The 21347-nt window shown below is 58.2% G+C and carries 22 protein-coding genes; 10 read left to right on the top strand and 12 right to left on the bottom strand.

All coding sequences use genetic code 11. From position 1 onward, the window contains the following. The first annotated feature begins 39 nt into the window (after positions 1–39). Entirely contained in the window at positions 40–1515 is a 1476-nt protein-coding gene (locus ASU33_RS13630) for an exonuclease domain-containing protein (RefSeq protein WP_059071368.1), read from the top strand. Positions 1516–1523: 8 nt separating this feature from the next. On the opposite strand, the gene ASU33_RS13625 is transcribed toward ASU33_RS13630, so the two are convergent. After that, entirely contained in the window at positions 1524–3116 is a 1593-nt protein-coding gene (locus tag ASU33_RS13625; RefSeq protein WP_149867213.1) for a hypothetical protein, read from the bottom strand. Positions 3117–3282: 166 nt separating this feature from the next. Between ASU33_RS13625 and ASU33_RS13620 the strand changes: the two genes are divergently transcribed. Continuing rightward, positions 3283–4890, top strand: coding sequence for a hypothetical protein (locus tag ASU33_RS13620; protein WP_059071366.1), 1608 nt, complete (start codon positions 3283–3285; stop codon positions 4888–4890). 135 nt (positions 4891–5025) lie between these two features. On the opposite strand, the gene ASU33_RS13615 is transcribed toward ASU33_RS13620, so the two are convergent. Together ASU33_RS13615 and ASU33_RS13610 are read right to left on the bottom strand one after the other, a co-directional pair. Then, the gene (locus ASU33_RS13615) at positions 5026–6141 is read right to left on the bottom strand and encodes a DNA topoisomerase IB (protein WP_286130551.1); all 1116 of its coding nucleotides are present in this window, start codon (positions 6139–6141) and stop codon (positions 5026–5028) included. Between the two features lie 79 nt (positions 6142–6220). Next, positions 6221–6973, bottom strand: coding sequence for a carboxylesterase family protein (locus tag ASU33_RS13610; RefSeq protein ID WP_059071365.1), 753 nt, complete (start codon positions 6971–6973; stop codon positions 6221–6223). A 230-nt stretch (positions 6974–7203) separates the two neighbouring features. Here ASU33_RS13610 and ASU33_RS13605 point away from each other — a divergent pair, with 230 nt between their 5' ends. Then, positions 7204–8022: a M48 family metalloprotease gene (locus ASU33_RS13605; RefSeq protein WP_059071364.1), complete on the top strand. Its 819-nt coding sequence runs from the start codon at positions 7204–7206 to the stop codon at positions 8020–8022. A gap of 52 nt (positions 8023–8074) precedes the next feature. On the opposite strand, the gene ASU33_RS13600 is transcribed toward ASU33_RS13605, so the two are convergent. Beyond that, on the bottom strand, positions 8075–8602 hold the full coding sequence (locus tag ASU33_RS13600; protein ID WP_059071363.1) for a hypothetical protein: 528 nt from the start codon (positions 8600–8602) through the stop codon (positions 8075–8077). Positions 8603–8700: 98 nt separating this feature from the next. Between ASU33_RS13600 and ASU33_RS13595 the strand changes: the two genes are divergently transcribed. Beyond that, positions 8701–9849: an App1 family protein phosphatidate phosphatase gene (locus ASU33_RS13595; RefSeq protein WP_059071362.1), complete on the top strand. Its 1149-nt coding sequence runs from the start codon at positions 8701–8703 to the stop codon at positions 9847–9849. 128 nt (positions 9850–9977) lie between these two features. Here the strand turns inward: ASU33_RS13595 and ASU33_RS13590 are convergent, their stop codons facing one another. Both ASU33_RS13590 and mtgA read right to left on the bottom strand, forming a co-directional pair. After that, positions 9978–10439, bottom strand: a complete 462-nt coding sequence (locus tag ASU33_RS13590) for a YybH family protein (protein ID WP_078063117.1) — start codon at positions 10437–10439, stop codon at positions 9978–9980. A 6-nt stretch (positions 10440–10445) separates the two neighbouring features. Next, on the bottom strand, positions 10446–11195 hold the full coding sequence (gene mtgA / locus ASU33_RS13585; RefSeq protein ID WP_059071361.1) for a monofunctional biosynthetic peptidoglycan transglycosylase: 750 nt from the start codon (positions 11193–11195) through the stop codon (positions 10446–10448). A 121-nt stretch (positions 11196–11316) separates the two neighbouring features. On the opposite strand from mtgA, the gene ASU33_RS13580 reads away from it, so the two are divergent. Both ASU33_RS13580 and ASU33_RS13575 read left to right on the top strand, forming a co-directional pair. Continuing rightward, entirely contained in the window at positions 11317–11955 is a 639-nt protein-coding gene (locus ASU33_RS13580; protein WP_059071360.1) for an LON peptidase substrate-binding domain-containing protein, read from the top strand. Positions 11956–12107: 152 nt separating this feature from the next. Further along, positions 12108–13331, top strand: coding sequence for a metallophosphoesterase (locus ASU33_RS13575; protein ID WP_286130548.1), 1224 nt, complete (start codon positions 12108–12110; stop codon positions 13329–13331). Here the strand turns inward: ASU33_RS13575 and ASU33_RS13570 are convergent. Both ASU33_RS13570 and ASU33_RS13565 read right to left on the bottom strand, forming a co-directional pair. Then, positions 13282–14196, bottom strand: coding sequence for a diacylglycerol/lipid kinase family protein (locus tag ASU33_RS13570; protein ID WP_059071358.1), 915 nt, complete (start codon positions 14194–14196; stop codon positions 13282–13284). The genes ASU33_RS13575 and ASU33_RS13570 overlap by 50 nt on opposite strands. A gap of 100 nt (positions 14197–14296) precedes the next feature. Further along, positions 14297–15109, bottom strand: coding sequence for a M48 family metalloprotease (locus ASU33_RS13565; protein ID WP_059071357.1), 813 nt, complete (start codon positions 15107–15109; stop codon positions 14297–14299). A gap of 171 nt (positions 15110–15280) precedes the next feature. On the opposite strand from ASU33_RS13565, the gene ASU33_RS13560 reads away from it, so the two are divergent. Then, a complete protein-coding gene (locus tag ASU33_RS13560; protein ID WP_059071356.1) occupies positions 15281–15472 on the top strand; it encodes a hypothetical protein in 192 nt (63 codons plus the stop codon). A gap of 78 nt (positions 15473–15550) precedes the next feature. Here the strand turns inward: ASU33_RS13560 and ASU33_RS13555 are convergent, their stop codons facing one another. Then, a complete protein-coding gene (locus tag ASU33_RS13555) occupies positions 15551–16339 on the bottom strand; it encodes a murein L,D-transpeptidase catalytic domain family protein (protein ID WP_059071355.1) in 789 nt (262 codons plus the stop codon). Between the two features lie 107 nt (positions 16340–16446). Between ASU33_RS13555 and ASU33_RS13550 the strand changes: the two genes are divergently transcribed. Next, positions 16447–16851, top strand: a complete 405-nt coding sequence (locus tag ASU33_RS13550) for a hypothetical protein (RefSeq protein ID WP_149867212.1) — start codon at positions 16447–16449, stop codon at positions 16849–16851. A gap of 85 nt (positions 16852–16936) precedes the next feature. On the opposite strand, the gene ASU33_RS13545 is transcribed toward ASU33_RS13550, so the two are convergent. Both ASU33_RS13545 and ASU33_RS13540 read right to left on the bottom strand, forming a co-directional pair. Then, a complete protein-coding gene (locus ASU33_RS13545) occupies positions 16937–17338 on the bottom strand; it encodes a hypothetical protein (RefSeq protein ID WP_059071353.1) in 402 nt (133 codons plus the stop codon). A gap of 232 nt (positions 17339–17570) precedes the next feature. Next, positions 17571–18041 carry a DUF4199 domain-containing protein gene (locus ASU33_RS13540; RefSeq protein WP_059071352.1) on the bottom strand — a complete coding sequence of 157 codons (471 nt, stop codon included), beginning with the start codon at positions 18039–18041 and terminating at the stop codon, positions 17571–17573. 308 nt (positions 18042–18349) lie between these two features. On the opposite strand from ASU33_RS13540, the gene ASU33_RS13535 reads away from it, so the two are divergent. Beyond that, entirely contained in the window at positions 18350–19975 is a 1626-nt protein-coding gene (locus ASU33_RS13535) for an ABC-F family ATP-binding cassette domain-containing protein (RefSeq protein ID WP_059071351.1), read from the top strand. Between the two features lie 78 nt (positions 19976–20053). Beyond that, on the top strand, positions 20054–21004 hold the full coding sequence (locus ASU33_RS13530) for a hypothetical protein (protein ID WP_059071350.1): 951 nt from the start codon (positions 20054–20056) through the stop codon (positions 21002–21004). An 81-nt stretch (positions 21005–21085) separates the two neighbouring features. Here the strand turns inward: ASU33_RS13530 and ASU33_RS21300 are convergent, their stop codons facing one another. Beyond that, the gene (locus ASU33_RS21300; RefSeq protein ID WP_149867210.1) at positions 21086–21250 is read right to left on the bottom strand and encodes a lmo0937 family membrane protein; all 165 of its coding nucleotides are present in this window, start codon (positions 21248–21250) and stop codon (positions 21086–21088) included. Positions 21251–21347: the final 97 nt, after the last annotated feature.

The following is a 21347-nucleotide window of genomic DNA, read 5'->3' as shown; positions in this document are numbered from 1 at the left end:
GTTATCAACGGCTACCGCACCTATTTAGCTGCTGCTGACTTGTACGCCATCATCGACCTAGAAACTACCGGGGGGCAACCCACGCAGGACCGCATCACCGAAATAGCCATCTTCATCCACGATGGCGAACAGGTGGTTGATTCGTATACCACCCTGCTCAATCCCGGCCGGCCTATCCCCTTCTACATCCAACAGCTCACGGGTATTACCGATGAGATGGTGCGCGAGGCGCCGCAATTCCATGAGGTAGCCAAGAAGGTGGTGCAAATGACGGAAGGCTGCGTATTTGTGGCGCACAACGTGCGCTTCGACTACTCTTTTCTGAAAAAAGAGTTTGCCGACCTAGGCTACACGTACTCGCGCAAAACGTTGTGCACCGTGCGCCTCAGCCGCTCGCTGATACCCGGCCAGCCCAGCTACAGCCTAGGTAAGCTGTGCGCCAACATCGGCATCGAGCTCAACAACCGCCACCGCGCTTTCGGCGACGCCGAGGCAACGGCCATTTTGTTTGACCGGCTTCTGAAAATTAGCCAAGTGGCCGAAGCGCCCGGCTACGAAGCCGCTGCTCCGGCCGATAAGCTGGCTGCCGTGGACGCTTCGGCACCCAATGGCCGTTCGCCAAAACAACCCACGGCCCGCAAAGTGGCAGCCGTGCAGCAAGCCATTCGTACGGCACTGCTGCCGCCGCTCATCACGCCCGAAAAAGTAGCCTCGCTGCCGCAAGAAGCAGGCGTGTACTACTTCCACGACGAGCACGGCGAGGTCATTTACGTGGGCAAGAGCATCAACATTTACAAGCGCATTCAGCAACATTTCGCCGTCGATTACAAATCGCGGAAGTCGCTGGAGTTTAAGAACTCCATTGCGGATATAACCTGGGAGCTAACGGGCTCGGAGCTGGTGGCCCTGCTGCATGAATCGGCCGAAATTAAGCGCCTGAAACCGCAGTACAACCGGGCGCAGCGCCGCTCGGTGTTTCCGGCGGGCATTTACCTGCGCGTGGACGAGAATGGCTACAAGCGCTTGTACTACGGCCGCGCCGATGCGCGTAACAGCGAAATTCCGATCATCGCCCTAGGTAATCAGTTCAAGGCGAAGGGCTTTCTGTACCACAAGGTGGCCAAGTACAATCTATGCCAGAAGATGTGCGACCTGTACAAAACCAACGGCTCGTGCTTCGATTTTCAGGTGCACCGGTGCAAGGGCGCTTGTGTGGGGCTGGAGTCGCCGGAGGAGTACAACGCTCGCGTAGATGAAGCCATCGAAAGCATTACCTACGAGCACCAAACCTTTGTAATTATCGGCCAGGGCCGCCGCGCCGGCGAGCGGTCGGTGGTGGTGATTGAGCACGGCCGCTACCTAGGGTTCGGCTACATTGACGAGACCTTTACGGCGCGGCGTTTCGAGGCTTTTAAGGACGTGATTAAGTCGCAGGTGGATAACAAGGATGTGCAGCAAATCATCAGGCAGTACATGCGCACCAAGCACAAAGACAAGGTAAAGGTGTTTGCCTAGGTAGCCGGTTAATACAAGCGGTGCCGCAGCAGCCACCCGGCGCCGTCGTACTCGTTGGCTTTGGGTTGGTACACCTCTACTGTAACCAAGCGTTTGTCAACCTGAATTAGGTTGCCGTCGGCGGAGTCGAAGAGGGTAACGCGCATGCTGCCGGTACGGCCGGGGTTGGTTTGACGGATTATGTCCTGCCCCTGCCCGTCGTAGAGATAGATGCGCAAGCGCCGGTCGGGCCGGCCAATCACTTCAAACTCGTCGTTGCCGCCTAGGCCGTACAGCCGGATGTCGGCGGTTTGGCGGGCATCGAAAAGCCGTTCGCCAATTAGGGTACCGCGGCTACCCGTTTCGCGGGTGTATACCCGCACCCACGCTTTCCAAGGCCCGGCAGCTTCTATTACAAACCGCTCGGGCCTATCGGTCCCGGGTACTTCCACGTGCCGGGCCAGTTGCCGGTAAAACTCTTCGGCCACCATGGGCAACTGCTCGCGCCGGCTGCGCAGCTTGTCGGCAAACTCCTCGCCCGAAAGCGCATAAATCTGGCGTGGCCACACCTGTAGGGCTTCGGCAATAACCTGATCGGGCAAGGCGCGGCGCAACGAGTCGGCCACCTCCCGAAAATCCTGTTCGGAGAGGTATACCAGCAGCGACTTATCCATGGGCCGGGCGGCGCGGTTCAGGCCCTCTACATCGTGCAAGTGAATGGTGCGCGTGAAGGTTTGGTAGTTTGTCTTCACGAAGCTGATAACGCGGGTGAACACGCCATCGTCGAACTTAAAAAAAGCGTGGTCCCGGTCGCGCGGAATTGGCCGGTACACCGTGCTGCTATCGGGCTGCCGAAATGCGGCCCAGCGCCACTGGTCTTCGCGCCGGCTCCAATCGCCCAACCACATATCAAACAAGCGGCTGCGCAGGTACCGGCGGGCATCTACGCGGTATTGCGGAGAGCTCAGCAGCTGCCCGAACGCGTGCCGCGAGCTTACTACCGAGCTGGAGTTGCCAAAGCTGGCCTCTGCGCTGAGGTTGCCCTCGGGGCGCTCCTCAAACAGGTACAATGCGTGCCGAAAGGTTTTTTGGAAACCACCTAGGGCGGGGTCGTCGGCTACGTACACCAGGCGCGGGTTGGTGTGGTACACGCCGGCCGCCCGCGCCAGCCGAGGCACAATGTATGCCCCGTACGGATGAATGACGCTGGTTTGATCCTTCATCAGACGGCCAATCGTACCGTCGCGCAGGTTTTCGGGCAGGGCGGCTGTGGCGTCCTTGTCAACGGAGCGCAGCACGTACTGGCGCCCGTCGCGGGCCAGCAAGCGCAGGTTTTGGGTTTGAAAGCTGCCCCCCTCTTTCACCGGAACTAACCCTCCGGGCACGGCGGTGCGCAAGTTGAACACGGGCGCCTCCACCGGTATAGCCCACTCCTCGCGGTAATGAAAGCCCCAGAACAGCTGGTGTAGCCACCCACGGCGGTATTGCGTTCCAGCCGCCACCTGCACCACCGAGTCGGGCCCGATAACGGGGCGCGCGGGTTGGGCCACTGCCGGCCGGGCCGAAGCGGGCAGCCCTAGGGCTAGCAAAAGCAAACGAAATGCGGGTAACAACGACAGCAAGGCTCTGGAGTAACAGGAAAACCAAGCATCCCAAAGGGTAGCGGCAGCCTTTATACCCCGAGCGTAGCAAGGCGGTTGTGCCGGAAAAATGAAAAATGCAGCCGTTTACTGCCCAGTTGCGTTGAAGGAAGCAGCACCATTGCCACACCTCTGCCCTATTTGCCCCATGACGAGCCGTATCTCCGGTTCAGCGCTGCTGCTACTTGGCCTGCTCTCGGCCGGTTGCGCCCGGCAGCGCTTTTTTCAGCCCGACGCCCGCGTACCCAATGCGCAAGTTCGTACTGCCTCGCCCGATAGCGCCCGCGTAACCGCCGGTCGGCACTACCGCCGCGGCCCGCTGCACCGGGCGCTTTTTGGCCAACATTACCGCCCGGTATGGTACCAACCGGTTACGCTGCCCGTGCTCAACCTCAACCGCGTAGTGCCTGGTGGGCTGACGCCGGGCAAAATTGGCGGCGGCTTTCAAACCACCAGCATGACGCTGAACGGCCCCACCGGCCGAGCATACGCACTCCGCAGCCTCGATAAAGACCCTTATAAGGCTGTACCAAAAGTGCTGCGCCACACCTTTGTGCTCAACGTAGTGCGCGATGCTACCTCGGCCGGCAACCCTTACGGCGCTTTTGTGGTGCCTCCGCTGGCCCAAGCCGCTGGCGTGTTACACACCACCCCGCGCCCTTTTTACGTGCGCGCCGATGAAAACCAGCTGGGCGAAGCTTCGGAGCGGTTTCGGGGCAAGGTGGTGCTGCTGGAGCAGAAGTTCGAGAGCAAGGACGACCTAGGGCGCATGTTTGGCCAAGGGGCCACCGATCTGGAGGAAAGCGACGACATGCTGTCGGAAGTGTACGCCGACGCCAAACACCGGCTTGATCAGCAAGCGTTTCTTCGCGCCCGCCTACTCGATTTGTGGCTCGGCGACTGGGACCGGCACGAGGGCCAATGGGATTGGGTAGCCTACGAGCAGCCGGAAGGCCGCACAGTGTACCGCCCCGTTCCTATCGACCGCGACCAGGTATTCTTTCGGTTTTCCGATGGAATCATTTCCTGGCTGATTAGCCGGCCGTGGGCGGTGGCCAAATTTCGCACCTTCAAGCCCCGTTACGAGACCATCGAAGGCTACGCGCGCAACGCCCGCTTTATTGATGCCCGCGCCCTAAACGAGCTTCCGAGGGCCCAATACCTAGCTACTGCCGAAGCGTTGCAGAAGGCCCTTTCCGATGAAGTAATCAGCCAGGCGGCACGCCGGCTGCCGCCCGAGGTGTATAAGCTTGAGGGCGCACGCCTCGAAAATGCATTGAAAGCGCGTCGGGGAAGTTTGCCGCAGGCCGCACTGGACTTTTACCGTTTGCAAGCCCGCGAGGTACTCATACCCGGCACCGACGAAAAGGAACGTTTCGTGGTTGATCGGCAGAGCGACACGCTTACGGTGGTATCGGTATTCAGCGTTTCCGACGAAAAAGACAAATCCGAAACGCTGCTTTACCAACGTGGTTTTCGGCCCACCGAAACCAAGCGCCTTGTGCTACACGGACTAGGCGAAGAAGACGAGTTTGAGGTACGCGGCAAAGTACGCCGCTCGCCCATAGTCGATATCTACGGCGGCCCGCACGAAGACAAGGTGAAAGATGAATCGCGCGTGGCGGGCCTGCGCCGCAAAACCCGCTACTTCGACACCAAGCGCAACAACGAAGTTGAACTCGCTCCTGAGTTGAATATCAAAACCACGCGAGGCGTGGGCTCCTATGCTTTCGACCGCGACGGCTCGGGAAGGTAGATTCAGTTTAAGCGTTAGGGCCTTTAGGAGTTAATGAGGTTTTGAGTTAAAGGTCGGGACTTACATAAGGCGTTGGTATGTCGCCCTGCGTAACTCCCGACCTTCAGCCCTCTACACTCAAAAACTCCCTAACTTTTAAACTTCAGAGAGCATATCCAGCACCAAGTGCTCGGTGGGCGAAAGCAGGTCGTTTTCGGTGGGGTCGGCGTCGTGGCGGCGCAAGTAGTCGATCAGCTTATCGGAGCTGAAGAGCTCGACTACTTGCGGGTGAATGTAGTACTTTGAACATACCGTGGGAGTATTGCCGAGGTTCTTGGCTACGTCTTTCACGGCCTTTTTCAGCACCTTGTCTTTGGACAGTTCGGGCTCTTCGTGCAGTACGCTCTCGAGGCACTCTACCATCTTTACGGTGCCGCCCCAAGTCCGGAAATCCTTGGCCGATAGCGCCAGCCCGGTAGCCTCGCGCAGGTACTCGTTTACATCGCCCGATTCCAGCTCCTGCCGCTGCCCATCGGCATCGAAATACTGAAACAGGTGCTGGCCGGGTATCTCCTTGCACTTCTGCACCAAACGAGCCAGCTTCCGGTCGTGCAGGGTCACGTCGTGCGCTACGCCCTTTTTGCCCACAAAGCTGAAGCGGATGTCGGCACCGTCTACCTTCACGTGCTTGTCGCGCAAGGTCGTAAGGCCGTAGCTCTTGTTTTTCTTGGCGTACTCGCGGTTGCCTACCCTAATGAACGACTGATCCATCAGCGTCAGCACCACGGCTACTACCTTTTGCTTATCGAGGTTGGGGCGGCCTAGGTCTTTGCGGATGCGCTGGCGCAACTCGGGCAGCTTCTCGCCAAACGCGCGCAAGCGGCTAAACTTGGTAAGGCTGCGGGCTTGGTCCCAAAGGCGGTGGTAGATGTACTGCTTTCGCCCTTTGGTGTCGCGGCCGGTTACTTGCAAGTGGGCGTTGGCGGTGGGCGCAATCCACACGTCAGTCCAGGCCGGTGGGATTACCATGCCGTTGATACGCGCAAGAATTTTCTCATCCGCTAGGGGTTGGCCCTTGGCATCGAGGTAAGCAAAAGCACCATCCTTGCCGGATTGGCGCGTAATGCCGGGTTTGGTATCGGTAACGTAGCGCAGACCGGCCAGTTCGGCTTGCATGGCGGGGTCTTTATAAAGCTCGTGCACGTCGGCTTCAACGGGCATGAGTTTCTTCTTCTTGACTTTGGTGCGGAGGGTTGTGTTGGCAACAGCCATATCGGGAGGGCGGTAAAAGCAACGAAGGCCCGCGTTACTGAGCGGGCCTTTGTTCATACGTGCAAATGGCTGTTGGCAGCTATTTGCCTGTCCTAGGTAAATGTTGCTGAAACAGCCATTGCGGCAACGCAGGGTCGTCGTAGGCGGCTGTCCAAGAGTCGTGCCCGGCTTCGGGGTACTCAGTGTACTGAACGTTGCCGCCCGCTGCCTGCAGGGCCGCCACCAACTGACGGGTTTCCGTTACGGGCACAATGGAGTCTTGGGCGCCATGAAACGTCCAAACCGGTGCGCTGCGGCCAATGGCTTGCGCAAATTGCCCGTAAAGCGTGGGGTTGGGGGCATCGTTGGCTTTGAGCACAGCCGGCAATATGGCCCCGCCGCAAATGGGCACCACGGCGGCAAATTTACCGGGGTATGTAGCTGCTAATTTCCAGGAGCCATACCCGCCCATCGAGAGGCCGGTGAGGTAAATGCGCTGGGCATCGCCGCGGAACTCGCGGGTGCTTTTTTCCAGCGCTGTCATGGCCATCTGATACATGGCCGGCATTGTCCAGTACTGCTCGGCGGGGCACTGCGGCATCACCACCACGGCGGGCCAGCGCTCCATATGCTTGCGGATGCTGGCAGGCAAGCCCACCTGCGTTTGCTGCAAGCCATCGGTTCCACGCTCTCCGGCCCCATGCAAAAAAAGCACTACCGGCCACTTGCCTTTGCGCTCGTAAAAGCCCGCCGGCACATACACCTGGTAGCGGTAAGTAATGCCGTTGCTCTGCAGGGTTCGGTTTAAAAAACCGGTGCTGCGCGGCCGAGCCGTAACTGCCTGAGTAAGCATCCACAACGCCAATACAGTGCCCAACACTGCTGCAGAACGTGCCCTCATACCAATTTTGCCGCTTTAAGTTTGCGCCGAAAACTACGTAAAAAAGTACCTCCGCAGCGGAGTAGTGCAACGCACCCTGCTGGCGCGCCGTATCGGAGCCGCCAGCATTTTTGGCACCGTTTTTTCTTTCAGCTCAGCCAGCCGCTGGCTTCTTACCCACTTACCATTTTCTACTCACCGCTATGTTCCGACGCTCTTTCTCTCGCCTATACCTGCTGGGTGCCCTGGCTTTTACCCTAGGCGCCACTTCTTCTTGCACCGATGAAAACGGCAACCCGGTGCTGTTCAGCGTCGAAGACGATAAAGCCCTTGGCGAGCAGGTTGCTCACCAAACCGACTCCACGTACCGCTCCAAAGGTCAATTGCTCGAGCGTACTGATGCGCGCAATGCCCGGGCCTATCAATTGCTCGATGGTGTAGTAAACCGCGTGCTGAACTCGGGCCAGTTGCAGTACCGCAACGAGTTTCCGTGGGATGTGAAGATCATCAAGGATGATCAGACGCAAAACGCGTTTGCTACGCCCGGTGGCCACATCTACGTGTTCACGGGCCTGATTAAGTACCTCGATAACGAAAGCCAGCTGGCGGGCGTAATCGGCCACGAAATTGCCCACGCCGACCGCCGCCACACCTCGCGCCAGCTCCAGAATCAGTATGGTATTAGTCTGTTGCTGAGCGTGGTACTGGGCGAAAACCCCAACCAGCTGGCGCAAATTGCGGCTGGCCTAGGTCAGTTGAAGTTTAGCCGCGACTTTGAGCGCGAGGCCGACGAGTACTCGGTTGTGTACCTTAATGGAACCGGCCACTACGCTTGCAACGGTACGGCTGGCTTCTTCGAGAAGGCGCAAGCCGAAGGCCAAGCAAGCGGCCCCGAGTTCCTGAGCACCCACCCCGATCCGGGTTCGCGCGTTCAGGCCATTAACACCAAAGCCACCGAGCTGAACTGTACCAACCGCAACGTCAACAATAGCAACTTCCAGGAGCTGAAAAACCTGCTGTAAGCTTCGGCCTACGCAGCCATTACCAAAGGCCAGCCACGGTAAGTGGCTGGCCTTATTGTTTGCGGTATACGCTCACGATATTGCTATTCGTGGCGGGGTGGATGTTGCCTACTGGCTGATACTGCACCCAAAAGCGGTACTCACCTAGGGTGCGGTTGTTGTAGCGCAGGCACTGGCCCAGCGTATCGGCTACCGCACGCGGCAGCACGCGGTTGAAGTCGATTTGAAAATTGGTGGTAAGCTGCTGGCCGGGGCGCAGCACTACATAGCGCGTAGCCGAGCCAGGTGCGGGGCACCGCCTGCAAACGGCGGCTGTGTCGGCTTTGGGCGTGAGGCCTCGCACGGTCAGGTTGGCCGAAGGTGCACAGGCCGTTTCGATGGTATCGGGCAGTTGCAAAAGGCGTATTGGGCGAGTGCCGCGGTTGCTGATGGTGGCCCGCAGCCACGCAATGTTGTAGGCCGAAGCGGCTTGGGCCTGCACTTGTATTTCAACCGCGTCAGCCCCTAGCCCTGGGCCGCCGATGCGCCCTGCACACGCGGCCAGCAACAACGTTGCGGCAATAAAAATAACTCTGAGCATGAGTTAAAAACCTTAATCGGATGGTAACGACCTAGGAAATTCCTCAACGGCAAGGGGCTTTGCTCCGTTGTGTAGCTTACCGCCATTCCTACACACCCATGTCGCTACTCAACCACCTCAGCAACCTTGCCGAAAACGCCGACGATTTGCTGCGGCGTGCCCGCACCCGTTTAGGTTTGCTGCACCCCGTACAAGTGCTGCCGTACCGCAGCTACGGTACCCCCAACCGACTGTATGTAAAGGGCCGCGTGCTTACCAACAAAGGCATCACCGAGCCCGACCCTTCCGACTCGTACCTGCACAACCTGCTCAACATGTACCGCCGGTTCGACTCGCAGGAAATCCCCGGTGCGCACCTTTGCATCAGGCCCGGCGACGGCTCGGAGCACACCGTAGTTACCGACGAGGAAGGTTACTTTACCCTGAACATCGAGCCCCAGCGGCTCAATGCCCCGGTTGATTACCTGTGGCATCCCGTTGAGGTAGAACTGCTGCAAGTAGCTGCTCCCCTGCCCGAAATGCGCATCAGCACGGCACCGGTGCTGGTACCCCCCGCCGATGCCGAGTACGGCATCATTTCCGACCTCGACGATACCGTTATCCAAACCTCCGCCACCGACATCATGCGCATGGCCCGCACCGTGCTGCTGCGCAATGCTCGCTCGCGCATGCCATTCAAAGGCGTAGCCGAGTTTTACCGGCAGTTGCAGCTGGGCCGCAACGGCAAGCGCAACAACCCCTTCTTCTACGTCAGCTCCTCGCCCTGGAACCTCTACGATCTGCTCGAAGATTTCCTGGCGCTAAACAACATTCCGCCCGGCCCGCTGCTGCTGCGCGATATGGCCCTGAAGCGCAAACAACAAGGCGACGCCTCGGAGCACCACGGCCACAAGCTCAAGGAACTCGACAACCTGCTGCTCACTTACCCGCAGCTGCCGTTCGTGCTCATCGGCGACTCGGGCCAGGAGGATGCCAACATTTACCGCGAGGTGGTGCGCCGCCATCCCGGTCGTATTTTGGCCATTTACATCCGCGATGTAAACCTGCCCGAGCGCTCCGCAATGGTGGAGCGCGTATCGAAGGAGCTGCGCGGCGAACAGGTAGAAATGTTGCTGGTGAAGGACACCGTAAACGCTGCCGAACACGCGGCCGCTTCGGGCCTGGTGTTCAGCGAAAGCGTGCAAGCCGTACAGGCCGAAAAAGAAAAGGACGAAGCCACGCCCGAAGACCCCGGCGAAGTAAAGTGAGTTGTCAGCTACTTAGGCGCACACCTTGTACTTCTACCCGTATCAAAGCAAAGCGCCCGTTGCCAATCGGCAACGGGCGCTTTGCTGTTTTACTGGCAACTAATCACTCGCAGCAGATAACCACGGCATCAGCTCGAGTGGTCGGCCACAATCACCCACTTGCCCTCGATCTTGCGGAAGAGCAACGTAAACCAGCCGCCCACGTCGCCTGCGGTGGGTCGGGCCAGCTGCCAGTGCCCTACCACGTGGGCAGCATCGGCGCCAATGGGATGCACCCGTAGCTGCGAAAACGAGAGTTGACCCATGGCGGCTGCATCGGGGTAGCTGCGGCGGTAATTCTCGAGGGTGCGTTGCCAACCGCGGGTGGGCCCGTTTTTGCCGATAAACAACAGCGAATCGCTCTGCCAGTAGCCTTGCATAAAAGCGGCTACATCGCCGCGGTTCCAGGCAGCGGTTTGGGTGCTTAGCACGGCCCGAATTTGCTGCTCGTCGCGGGCAAAAGTTTGGGCGGTGCCGGGCTTGGCGGCCGTACAGGCCTGCAGCCACACACCGCACAGCACACTTAGGGCTAGTTTCTTGAGGGTAGGCATGGCTACTTAATGTTCCAGAACGTTGGCAATAAAGCGGGTACCGCCCAGCCGGTGCATGTTGCGCAGCACGCGGCGCTGCTTGGCGCGGGCCTGCGGCCCCGGGTTGCCAGCCCTAAACTTAAGCGGGTTGGGCAACACAGCCGCCAGCATTGCCGCCTGCGAGGGCGTGAGTTTTTTGGCCGAACGCCCGAAGTGCTTTTGAGCCGCAGCTTCGGCTCCGAACACGCAGTCGCCCATTTCGGCCACATTCAGGTACACTTCCAGGATGCGCCGTTTGCTCCAGAGCAGCTCGATCAGCACCGTAAAATACGCCTCGGCGGCCTTGCGCACGTAGCTACGCCCCTGCCACAAAAACACGTTTTTGGCTACTTGCTGCGAAATGGTGCTGCCACCCCTAATGCCCCCACCTTTTTCGCCAAAATTGTGCTTCGCGGCTTTGATGATGGCATCGGCGTCGAAGCCGTGGTGCATCAAAAAGCGTTGGTCTTCGGCTGCCACCAAAGCCAGCGGCAGTTGGGGCGACACTTCGTCGAGCGACACAAAATCGTAGTGAATCTTGCGCGAGGCATCTTCGGGCAGCAAGCCGCCATAGTTGGCTTCGGGCCGGTGGCTGCGTCGCTCCAGCATCAGCCAGGTGGCCGGGGGCGAAACCCAACGGTACAGCAGTACCCACAACACCGACATTAAAAACACGGATGCTAGCACCTGCAATGCCACTCGCCGTGCTAGCCGTAGCTGCTCAGCAAACTCTGCCATAGGCCTGTTGGTTAAAAATCGGCACGACGTACGCCGGCCATACGGCGGCGAAATTAACACCCAACCCATCCAACCTAAGCCTTGGCATTGTACCTTATGCCCAGGGTTTGCCGCTACTGCTATGTCACTTCGATTGTTGCCGATCTTCCCGCTCAACCTGGTGGTGTACCCCGGCGAAAAGCTGAACCTGCACATTTTTGAGCCGCGCTACCGGCAACTAATAGCCGATTGCGTGGCCAGCAACATCACCTTCGGCATTCCGCCTTACCTCGACGATAATCTGCAGATTATCGGTACCGAAATGCGGCTCGTAAAGCTCGAGCGCACTTATCCTTCGGGCGAGTCGGATGTTCGCACTTTGGGCTTCAGGCGTTTTCGCATTCAGGAGGTGCTCAAGCAAGCTCCGGGCAAGCTTTATGCAGCAGCCTACGTAGAGGAACTGCACGACGAGCCAACGGCCGACCCGGTGTTGCGGCAGCGCATCACGGCCCTCATAGAGCAGCTGTACAACATTTTGGGGCTGCAGAAGCTGTTCATCGACCTCGACCCTGCCTACAGTACTTTTGATATTGCGCACCACCTAGGGCTGAATACCGAGCAGGAATACCAACTGCTTAGCTCATTAAGCGAAACCGAACGGCAAGAAACCGTGCTGGAGCATCTGGAGCGTGTATTGCCGGTGCTGCAGCAGTCGGAAAAGCTGAAGGAGCGCGTGCGGCAAAACGGGCATTTCAAACATCTAACGCCGCCCAACTTTTGAGCACCACTTAGGCCACCATGTTCGGCCCTAGGTAACCTAGCTTCTAGCTGCTAAGCTGCTTATTGGACTGCCATGCCCCCGCGAGGCCGCATTTGCCGTATACCGACGCGTTTATGCCCCGCATGTTGCCACTTCCGTTTTCACCATACCTTTTGCCGTTACTGGCCATTGCCGCCCTAGGTATTTGGCTGCTCTACCGCTATTGGCAGGAGCGCCAGCACCGGCGCCAGCCCTACATTGCGCCCAAAGCCCGCAATTGGTCGGCCGTGCCTCCGCCGCCCGCAGCGCCTGTGCACCGCATTTGCCTGGTTGGCGACCTAGGCGCAGTGGCTACCGATGGCCCCGATCCTGTGCTGAACCTGCTGCGCCGGTGGCTGCAAGAAGCCGGCCCCAACGGCACGGTGGTTATCCTCGGCGACAATGTGTACCCCACGGGTATCCCGCCCATGGGCAATCCGCGCCGCGCCGCTGCCGAGCTTCGCATGAATGTGCAACTCGATTTGCTGCGCGAGTTTCCGGGCCAAGTAGTATTCCTCAGCGGCAACCACGACTGGAACAAGGGCCGAGCCGATGGCTACGCTTACTTGTTGGAGCAGGAGAAATACGTGCTGCAACACCTGCCCACCGCCCACTATTTACCGCCCAATGGCTGCCCCGGGCCCGTGGCGCTACCCCTCGCCGATGGCCTGGTGCTAATTGTGCTGAATACCCAGTGGTGGGTGCAAAACGGACCTAGGCCCCTGGGTAAAGGCCAAGGCTGCACCGCTTCCGATTCGCGCCAACCTTTTGTGCAGCTCCGCAGCTTGCTCGAGCAGTACCGGGGCTGGCGCGTGGTAGTAGCTGGCCACCACCCCCTGTACTCCAATGCTATGCACGGGGGCAAGTTCACGGTAAAACAGCACGTGTTTCCGCTTACGGCGGCCCACAAAAAGGCCTACGTGCCCTTGCCTGTGGTGGGCTCCCTGTTCCCGGCTTACCGCCGCGTGCTAGGGGCTGCCGAGGATATGTCGCATCCGCGCTACCGGCGCATGCGCCGCCGGTTGCTGCAGGTGTTGCGGCAGTTTCCGGGGGTGGTTTACGCCGCCGGTCACGACCACAACCTCCAGTACTTCAACCGGCGCGACGTGCACTACCTCGTTAGCGGTTCGGGCAGCAAAACGGCGTATGTTGAGGCGGGTGGCAAAGCCACCTTCGTGCACGAGCACAAAGGCTTCTTCTCGCTCGATTACTACGCCGACGGCCAGCTTTGGCTCGACACCTGGGAACCCACCGATGCACAAGGTACCCCGGCCCCGGCGGTGTTCCGCTGGGCATTTGCTACGGGCTTCACTCAGCAGCAGACGGAGGCGCCAACACCTGCAGGCTCTGCGGCTTAATCGCGATGTGGATGGGCAGGGGCAAGTGCATAGGCTCCCCATCAATTTGCACCAATGCCTGTTGTTGCCCGGGTACTTCTATGCTCGCGTGCCGGCAACGCAACCGGCGCGTATACTCCGAGTCGTCGAAATCGTTGGTGTAGAGGCGGTACAAAATGCCCGGAGCAGCCGTAGCCGGAAAAGGCTCGATTACGCACAGTTCAAAACGTCCGTCGTCCATGCGGCTATCGGGGTTGATAACCACATTGCTGCCGAAGGTGCGCGCATTGGCAATGGTAAGCATAAAAGCTTCGCCTTCCCACGTCTCCTGGTCGGTTACGATGCGGTAGTGCACGGGTTCGTAGCCCATATATTCCTGCAAAGCCACCCGCACGTACGCGCCCGGCCCGCGGGTATCACCAGACGAAAACCGCTCCACGATTAGGGCGTTAAACCCTAGGTCGGCGAGGTGGGTACTGAAATGGCCACCTACCTCCAGCGTATCAAGAGGCTTCACTTGGTGCTCCCATACCAAGTGCAGGGCCTGCTCGGCGTCTTGCGGAATGCCTAGGTCTTTGGAAAGGCCATTGCCCGAGCCCAACGGCAAAATGCCTAGCGGAACGCCGCTGCTAACCAAGGCCTGGGCTACCAAATTCACGGTGCCGTCGCCGCCGGCGGCAAAAACCGCGTCGTAGGCATTGCTGCCAACCTTGTCGCGTAACTGCTCCAGGTCGTTCTCACCGGTAGTGTTGTACAGCTCGGCGGCGGTGCCTCGGCTGGTGCATATTTCTTTAATCAAATCGGATAGCTCAGCTTTGTCGATGTCGCCCGAAATGGGGTTCATTACAAACAAAAGCCGCTGCAATGTGGGTGCTGTTGGAGTCATGAGAAGGAGAATGGTGGCGGCAGTAAGCGTGAAACGAGTTTACCCAAAAAAAGGCCGAAGCACACGCTCCGGCCTGGTTTCTTTCGGTAGTAGCTCCTACCTAGCGCTTCAGGCCGCCTGGTATGCCACTCGGGAATTGCTCGGCAATTTCGCGCTCCAGTACCCCAACGCGGTTGCCGGGGTTGGGGTGCGTGCTCAGGAACTCGGGTCCGCGGCCACCGCCCCCGGCCTGCTCCAGAATTTGCATTACCTGTATCATGGCGCGGGGGTCGTAACCGGCCTCGGCAGTGTATTTCACCGCCAACCGGTCCGATTCCAGCTCGTCTTCGCGGCCGAAACGCAACGATACCACCTTGGCAATAGCCGCGGCCACGGCCGCATTGGCCACCGAGCTACCCGGCCGCTCGGGGTCGTAGGCGGCAATACCGGCCGCGCCGGCCAATCCTTGGGTCAACTGGGTTTTAGCCAGCTGCTCGGCCGAGTGGCGGCCAATTACGTGGCCTACTTCGTGGGCCAGTACGCCGGCAACCTGCCCTTCGGTGCCCAGCCTGCGCAATAAGCCTGCCGTCAGGAAAATCTGCCCCCCTGGCAGGGCAAAAGCATTGACGGTGTTTTCGTCGGCAAGCAGGTGAAAGTTGAATTTATAGGGCGATTGGGCCGCTCCTGAAGCCTGCACCAGCTCGGCACCGATGCGGTCGATGGAGGCTTGGGCTTGCTGATCGGGGTGCAAGCCCCCGTATTGTTGCGCCATTTGCGGCGCTGCCTGTAAGCCCAAAGCTATTTCCTGCTCGGTGGTCATGTTTACGTGCTGCACTTCGCCCGTTACGGGGTTGGTTTGCCGCTTGCAGTAATAAGTAACGAGCGAAAATCCTGCTACCAGCAGGGCAATGATGTATCGGAGTCCGCCTCTCATGGTGTGGTTGCGTGGGGGTGTAACAACGGCGAATTAATACGCCGCACATTCTAACGAAGGCAGCCCAACAGGGTTATGCAGCCGCAATGCAGCCAAAATGGTAGAGCATGCGTATCAGGCTAAAACGCGCTGGCCTAGCGCCCGCGCCATCGACCACAACTCCTCCGAATCATGAATCAGAAACGAACCTTTGGCTCACTGCTGACGCTGCTCGGCATTGCTGCCATCATTTACGGTGCGCTGGGCCTGCTCGGCATGGTTGCCCTCAGCAAGATCAACTCGCTTGTACCCCTAGGTGTAGGCCTCATCTTCTTCTTTGCCGGCATCAGCCTGGTACGTGCTACCGGCGACCGACCTGCCTAAGCTTACTTGCACGTTTGCTAACGCAAAGCGCCCTACCTCCGCTCGGAAGTAGGGCGCTTTTCATGTGTAGTCGTTCTGTTACTGGCCGGCTTGCCCAAGCATGGGCGAAATGCCCTGCGTGCGGGCAAAAGCCGGCAGAGCAGCATTCAGGTTAAGCCAGTTGGAGGCGTACGGCACCGAGGAAGGCCCCTGTACATACATCACCGAACCGTTTTTGATGGTTTTGATGATGCTGGCGCTCTGCTGAGGTGGCAAAGCGGGGCACCCCTGGCTCCGACCTAGGCGGCCATGCTGCCGAATGAAATCGGGCTGCACGTAGTCGGCGCCGTGCACCACCACGGCCCGGCTAGCAGCGTTGGAGTTGTACTTCGGATCGAGACCATGCAACTTCAAGGATAAGCCGTGCTTGCCATAGTAGGTTTGGCCTGTGAGGTAAAACCCGAGGCTGCTCATCTCGGACCCCGGTCGATTGGAAAATGTGCGAGCCAAATCGGCGCCGGTATTTTTGCCGTGCGCAACCAGAGTGTGGTACAGCAAACGCGTCCGTGCCAAATCGATTACCCACAACCGATTTTGGCGGCTCGAGCGGCTGAAATCAATAACCGTAAGTACCGAGTTCTTGGCCAAACCGCGGCTCTTCAGGTTGTAGTACCCTATCATGGCGTTGCGAAGCACCTGCACATTAAGGCCGGTTTGCGCCAATTTTGCTCCAGCATAGGTTCTTACCAAATGTTGCTCAAAGGCTGCCATATAAGCGGCCTGCGTGGTACCTAGGGTACGGGCGGGAGGCGGCGCTGCCTTGGCAATGGGCTGCCAGCTGCTCAGGGCGCACAGCAGCCCTAGGACGGCGTAGCGGAATAGCTTCATATGGTGGAGAGTAACGACGTAAGGGGGTGGCTAACGCGTTGAAAGCAAAAATACTAGTTTTGTCCTAACTAATGCCCCCTAACTAGTGATAGGGCATGCTGGTTCCCATGAAGTTACAACGAACGTTCTTGCTTTTTTCGTGCACGCTGGCGTTGGCCAGCTGCGGACAGTCGGCTCCTACCCTGCCGGGCTTTGATGCTGCGGCTTGGCGGCAGGATGCCCGGGGTTGCAATGGCAAGCGGCGTGCCCTTTTTAAAACGCTCTACGAGCAGCGCGACGAACTGTACGGTGTGCACATCGGGGCCGTATCGGAATTGCTAGGTCGCCCCGACGAAGAAGAGCTACAGGAGCAAGTTCAGCGCGTATACTACTACTACTTAGAGCCCGGTGGACAATGCACTCCGGGCAGCACAGCCCCCAAGAGCCGGCGCCTGATGGTGCGTTTCGGCTCGTTGGGTACCGTGATAGAGTTGCTGCCCAGCGCTCCAGCAGCAATTAGCCCTGCTCAATAGGGCAAGTTGTAGCAACACCGAAACGAAGCGGGCTGCCCATCTGGGCAGCCCGCTTCGTTTCGGTGCTAAAAGCAAAGATGTTAAATCAGCCGAGCCCGTTCTCGGTCGGAATGGCATCAGCCGGCACGGAGTCGCGCTGCTGCTGTTCTTCGCGCATCAGGCTGATCTGCGAAGGAGTCAGAATTCGCTGACACTCTTGCTCGTACTGGGCTTCCAGTTCGAGCAGCTTGGCTTTGCGGGCGTTAGCATCGTAGTGGTATTGCCACTGAATTTCATCCATGCGGGCCAGCTTGATGTGGTTGATGCTGCGAAGCTTTACTACCTGCGATTCAGTCAGACGCAAGCGTTCCGACATGTGTCGCGTCAGGTTGTTAGCCTCAACCAGCACCGGATCGTGGCTGGGCGACTCGGGCTGAGGGTCGCGCATTTGCGCGTGGGCTGTGCAGGCCAAGGCGCACAGCAGTACAATGATGTAAAATGATTTCATGGTGGAGGAAGCAACAGGAGGTATTTGAGCCTAAAACGTAGCAATCATGCAGAAGTTGCTATGTTTTATCCAAATATATATTTGTTAAGTTTTAAAACAACTCTCTTCATTAACATTTTTCTTAGAATACATTGTTCCCAGAATAGTAAAATATGGATGAGTTTTAAGGAGCCTTTCAAAACAAAAAAGCCCCGCCTGGCGGCGGGGCTTGGTATTAGTAAGCATCAAAAGGCTACTCAATGTGCTGCAGGGGCTTGTGGTCGGGGCTTTTAAAGTATTGCATCGCCACCAACGAAATAATCATGCCGCCCCACGAACCTTGCAGCACAATGGCCAGAAAGGCAATGGTTACCGACAGATCAAAGCCGAAGAGCTGTTCCTCGCGCAACTCTTCCATCAGGTTAGGAAACAGCGCAACGTAAATAACGAAGAAGAGCGCGAACAGCACCGAACCCACAATGCCCGTCATGATGCCGGTTCCAAAACCTTGCAGATAGGGCATGCGGTCGTGGCGTACACGTTTGAAATGCGCGATTGACATACAAATACCAATCACTAGCACCAGTTGGTTTAGCCAGCTGTAGCTCATGTTGGACGCAAAGCCAAATAGCGAAGCAATTACCAGATAGATGCTCATGCCAATGGCCGAGAAAATGCCATAACGGATTGCGTTGCGTTCGGGAGAAAGAAGGGCGTCAGCCATAAGGCAGGTAGTTTTAGTTGTTAGAGAAGGGAAACCTCTGCTTAGTGGAGTGGTACTCACCACACTACGCCAGGTTGGGTGCTTTGCTTTCATAATACTGCTAATCCCAGCCCGCGGTTATGGTACTGTCGACTTTTTCGCCCGGTTTTTTGTTGCAAATAGCTGATAATGAAGTTTTCGCTTTAGGGATTTTTTAGTCATACTTTGGTGTTTAACAACAGCTCGGACCAATAGAGGAGGCTATTTTTTAGCTACCTTTGCGCGATTTTTCGGCGCCGGTCCGCCCCCCACTCTGCTACTCAATTTGCATGATCAGTACTACCAACGTCAGCCTGCGCTACGGTAAGCGCGTGTTATTCGAAGACGTCACCATTAAGTTCATGCCCGGCAACGTGTATGGCCTTATTGGGGCCAACGGGGCGGGCAAATCCACATTCCTCAAGATCCTGTCGGGCGAGATTGAGCCGAACACCGGCTCGGTTGACATGCCTGCCGGTGCCCGCTTGTCGGTACTGAAGCAGGACCAGTTTGCGTACGACCAGCACCCCGTACTCCAGACCGTAATCATGGGCCACCAGCGCCTTTGGAAAGTGATGGAGGAAAAGGATGCCATCTATGCCAAGGCTGATTTCTCCGATGCCGATGGCGAGCGGGCAGCCGTGCTGGAAGGCGAGTTTGCCGACCTCGAAGGCTGGAATGCTGAGTACGAAGCCGCCGAGCTGCTTTCGGGCCTTGGCATTTCGGAAGACAAGCACTACACCACGATGGGCGACCTAGGCACCTCCGACAAGGTGCGCGTGCTGCTTGCCCAGGCACTATTTGGCAACCCCGATGTGCTACTGCTCGACGAACCGACCAACGGCCTTGATGCCGAAACCGTGCTGTGGCTCGAGAACTTCCTCGACAGCTTCCAGAACACCGTTATTGTAGTTAGCCACGACCGTCACTTCCTCGACGCTGTGTGTAACTACATGGCCGACCTCGACTTCTCGAAAATCACCATGTACCCGGGCAACTACTCGTTCTGGTACGAGTCGTCGCAGCTGGCTTTGCGCCAGCGCCAGGAGGCCAACAAGAAGACCGAGGACAAGCGCAAGGAGTTGGAAGAATTCGTGCGGCGCTTCTCGGCCAACGCTTCAAAGTCGAAGCAGGCTACCTCGCGCCAGAAGCTGCTTCAGAAGCTGACCATCGAAGACATCAAGCCGTCTTCGCGCAAGTACCCGTACATCGCCTTCAAATCGGAGCGCGAGGCCGGTAACCAACTCCTGACGGTTGAGAACCTCTCAGCTTCGGTTGATGGTGAGGTGATCTTCCGCAACGTGTCCTTCACGCTCGATAAGAAAGACAAGGTTGCCATCGTAAGCCGCGACGACCGCGCCGCTTCCTTCCTGTTCAATATCCTGTTCGAGCAAACCAAGCCCGAATCGGGCTCCGTTAAGTGGGGCACTACCATCACGCCGTCGTACTTCCCCAAAGAGAACACCGAGTTCTTCAACACTGATTTGAACTTGGTGGACTGGCTGCGTCAGTACTCCGTAGAGAAAGACGAATCGTTTATCCGGGGCTTCCTGGGCCGCATGCTGTTTTCGGGCGAAGAGTCGCAGAAGAAATCGAATGTGCTGAGCGGTGGCGAGAAGGTGCGCTGCATGCTGTCGAAGATGATGATGGAATCGGGCAACGTGCTGGTGCTGGATGACCCGACGAACCACCTCGACCTAGAAAGCATTACAGCCCTGAACAACTCGCTTCGCGACTTCAACGGCACCATGCTGTTTGCTTCGCACGACTTGCAATTCATTGACACCATTGCCAATCGCATCATCGAATTGACGCCCGATGGAATCATTGACAAGCGGATGTCGTACGAAGAATACCTGGCCGATGAAACCATCAAGGCCCAACGCCAACGCATGTACCAAACGGTAGGCGCCTAACGTTTGCGAAGGCCGCGGATGCAACGATCCGCGGCCTTTTTGTTTCTTCACGCAATAAGTCCTTCTACTACTCTTCATATGAAGCGTTTTCTGCTGGCGGCGGCCCTAGGTGCCGCCGGGCTGTTGGCCCCAAGGCCCGATGCCCACGCCCAACGCACCGATAGCACGTACGTAAAGCCGCAGTTGCCCACCGGGCCGCCCATGGCCCCGCCCCGGCCGCAACAGCCCACCCGCACTACGCAACCGGCGCCCGTTTTGCAGCAGCCGCAGCAACAACAGCCGGCTCAGCAAGCTCCGCCTGCTACCCCCGCCAACCCGCGCGGCGGGATCGACGACGACGGCCGCCCCGCGCAGCCGCTACCTGGCACGCCGGCACCTACGCAGCAGCCGGTGCAGCAAGCCCCCACCACTGCGCCTGCTTCTCCCCGTGGTGGTATTGATGACGATGGCCGCCCGGCCCAAACTCTGCCGAGCAGTGGCGCGGTGCCCGGCGCTACGCTGGAGCAAAAGCGCGAGCCGAGCAAGTACTTCCTCTACACCAACTTCAGCCTGGGTTTGAACTCCAACGCCCTAGGTGGTACCGTATTTAATGTTGGTGCCTCGCCTGCCATTGGCTACCGCATCACGCCGCGCATTGCCATCGGGCCGGGGGTTGTGTACTCCTTCAACAACTACTCCATACCTAAGCGCGTGGCCAGCCCAGGCGACCCACGCAACGTTTCGGGCCACAACATTGGCGGTAAAATCTTTGGGCAGGTAATTGTGTTCAAGCAGTTCTTCGTACACGCCGAATACGAGGTAACGCGCGCCGAGCTGATCGGCGACTACGTGGTAGGCAACACCGTGTATGTAAATAAGGTGGAAACCACGGTAAAGACGCCTTTAGCTGGCATCGGCTACCGGCAGCAGTTCGGCGACCGGGCCGCGGGTGATATTGCGGTGCTTTACAACTTCAACGACGGCCTCGAAGCGAATATCTACGGCCAGCCCGTTATCCGCTTCAGCTTCCTCTTCGACCTAGGCAAATAGCCCTAGGTGCCGCATACGAAAAAAGGCTGCTCCCAAACGGGGGCAGCCTTTTCGGTTTTTCAGACTCAACTAAGCAGCGGGTTAGACGACCCGTCCGCCGCGTATGAGACGCAGGATAATGGCAATGATGGCAATTACCAGCAGGATGTGGATGAGGTTACCCAATCCGAAGCTGTCGAAACCGATGAAGCCGAGTAGCCAGATAATAATCAGGACGACGGCAATGATATACAGGAGGTTGCCCATGGTTGGGGGAAGGTTTAGGTGAGAGGTGTGGAAGAGAACGAAATGTCGCCGCCCCGGTTACATCCTGTTTGATGTTTGGTCGGCGAGGCGTTCTGCA

It is taken from the genome of Solirubrum puertoriconensis, from assembly GCF_001483135.1.
GTDB lineage: Bacteria > Bacteroidota > Bacteroidia > Cytophagales > Hymenobacteraceae > Solirubrum > Solirubrum puertoriconensis.
The sequence above is the reverse complement of the archived record's forward strand: the minus strand, read 5'-3'. Positions and strand labels throughout refer to the sequence as shown.

Excerpts from the sequence above, each read along its gene's own strand:
- ASU33_RS13620 (WP_059071366.1), top strand. The coding sequence starts at position 3,283 with ATGACGAGCCGTATCTCCGGTTCAGCGCTGCTGCTACTTGGCCTGCTC.
- ASU33_RS13615 (WP_286130551.1), bottom strand. The coding sequence starts at position 6,141 with ATGGCTGTTGCCAACACAACCCTCCGCACCAAAGTCAAGAAGAAGAAA.
- ASU33_RS13610 (WP_059071365.1), bottom strand. The coding sequence starts at position 6,973 with ATGCTTACTCAGGCAGTTACGGCTCGGCCGCGCAGCACCGGTTTTTTA.
- ASU33_RS13605 (WP_059071364.1), top strand. The coding sequence starts at position 7,204 with ATGTTCCGACGCTCTTTCTCTCGCCTATACCTGCTGGGTGCCCTGGCT.
- ASU33_RS13600 (WP_059071363.1), bottom strand. The coding sequence starts at position 8,602 with ATGCTCAGAGTTATTTTTATTGCCGCAACGTTGTTGCTGGCCGCGTGT.
- ASU33_RS13595 (WP_059071362.1), top strand. The coding sequence starts at position 8,701 with ATGTCGCTACTCAACCACCTCAGCAACCTTGCCGAAAACGCCGACGAT.
- ASU33_RS13590 (WP_078063117.1), bottom strand. The coding sequence starts at position 10,439 with ATGCCTACCCTCAAGAAACTAGCCCTAAGTGTGCTGTGCGGTGTGTGG.
- mtgA (WP_059071361.1), bottom strand. The coding sequence starts at position 11,195 with ATGGCAGAGTTTGCTGAGCAGCTACGGCTAGCACGGCGAGTGGCATTG.
- ASU33_RS13580 (WP_059071360.1), top strand. The coding sequence starts at position 11,317 with ATGTCACTTCGATTGTTGCCGATCTTCCCGCTCAACCTGGTGGTGTAC.
- ASU33_RS13570 (WP_059071358.1), bottom strand. The coding sequence starts at position 14,196 with ATGACTCCAACAGCACCCACATTGCAGCGGCTTTTGTTTGTAATGAAC.
- ASU33_RS13565 (WP_059071357.1), bottom strand. The coding sequence starts at position 15,109 with ATGAGAGGCGGACTCCGATACATCATTGCCCTGCTGGTAGCAGGATTT.
- ASU33_RS13560 (WP_059071356.1), top strand. The coding sequence starts at position 15,281 with ATGAATCAGAAACGAACCTTTGGCTCACTGCTGACGCTGCTCGGCATT.
- ASU33_RS13555 (WP_059071355.1), bottom strand. The coding sequence starts at position 16,339 with ATGAAGCTATTCCGCTACGCCGTCCTAGGGCTGCTGTGCGCCCTGAGC.
- ASU33_RS13550 (WP_149867212.1), top strand. The coding sequence starts at position 16,447 with ATGAAGTTACAACGAACGTTCTTGCTTTTTTCGTGCACGCTGGCGTTG.
- ASU33_RS13545 (WP_059071353.1), bottom strand. The coding sequence starts at position 17,338 with ATGAAATCATTTTACATCATTGTACTGCTGTGCGCCTTGGCCTGCACA.
- ASU33_RS13540 (WP_059071352.1), bottom strand. The coding sequence starts at position 18,041 with ATGGCTGACGCCCTTCTTTCTCCCGAACGCAACGCAATCCGTTATGGC.
- ASU33_RS13535 (WP_059071351.1), top strand. The coding sequence starts at position 18,350 with ATGATCAGTACTACCAACGTCAGCCTGCGCTACGGTAAGCGCGTGTTA.
- ASU33_RS13530 (WP_059071350.1), top strand. The coding sequence starts at position 20,054 with ATGAAGCGTTTTCTGCTGGCGGCGGCCCTAGGTGCCGCCGGGCTGTTG.
- ASU33_RS21300 (WP_149867210.1), bottom strand. The coding sequence starts at position 21,250 with ATGGGCAACCTCCTGTATATCATTGCCGTCGTCCTGATTATTATCTGG.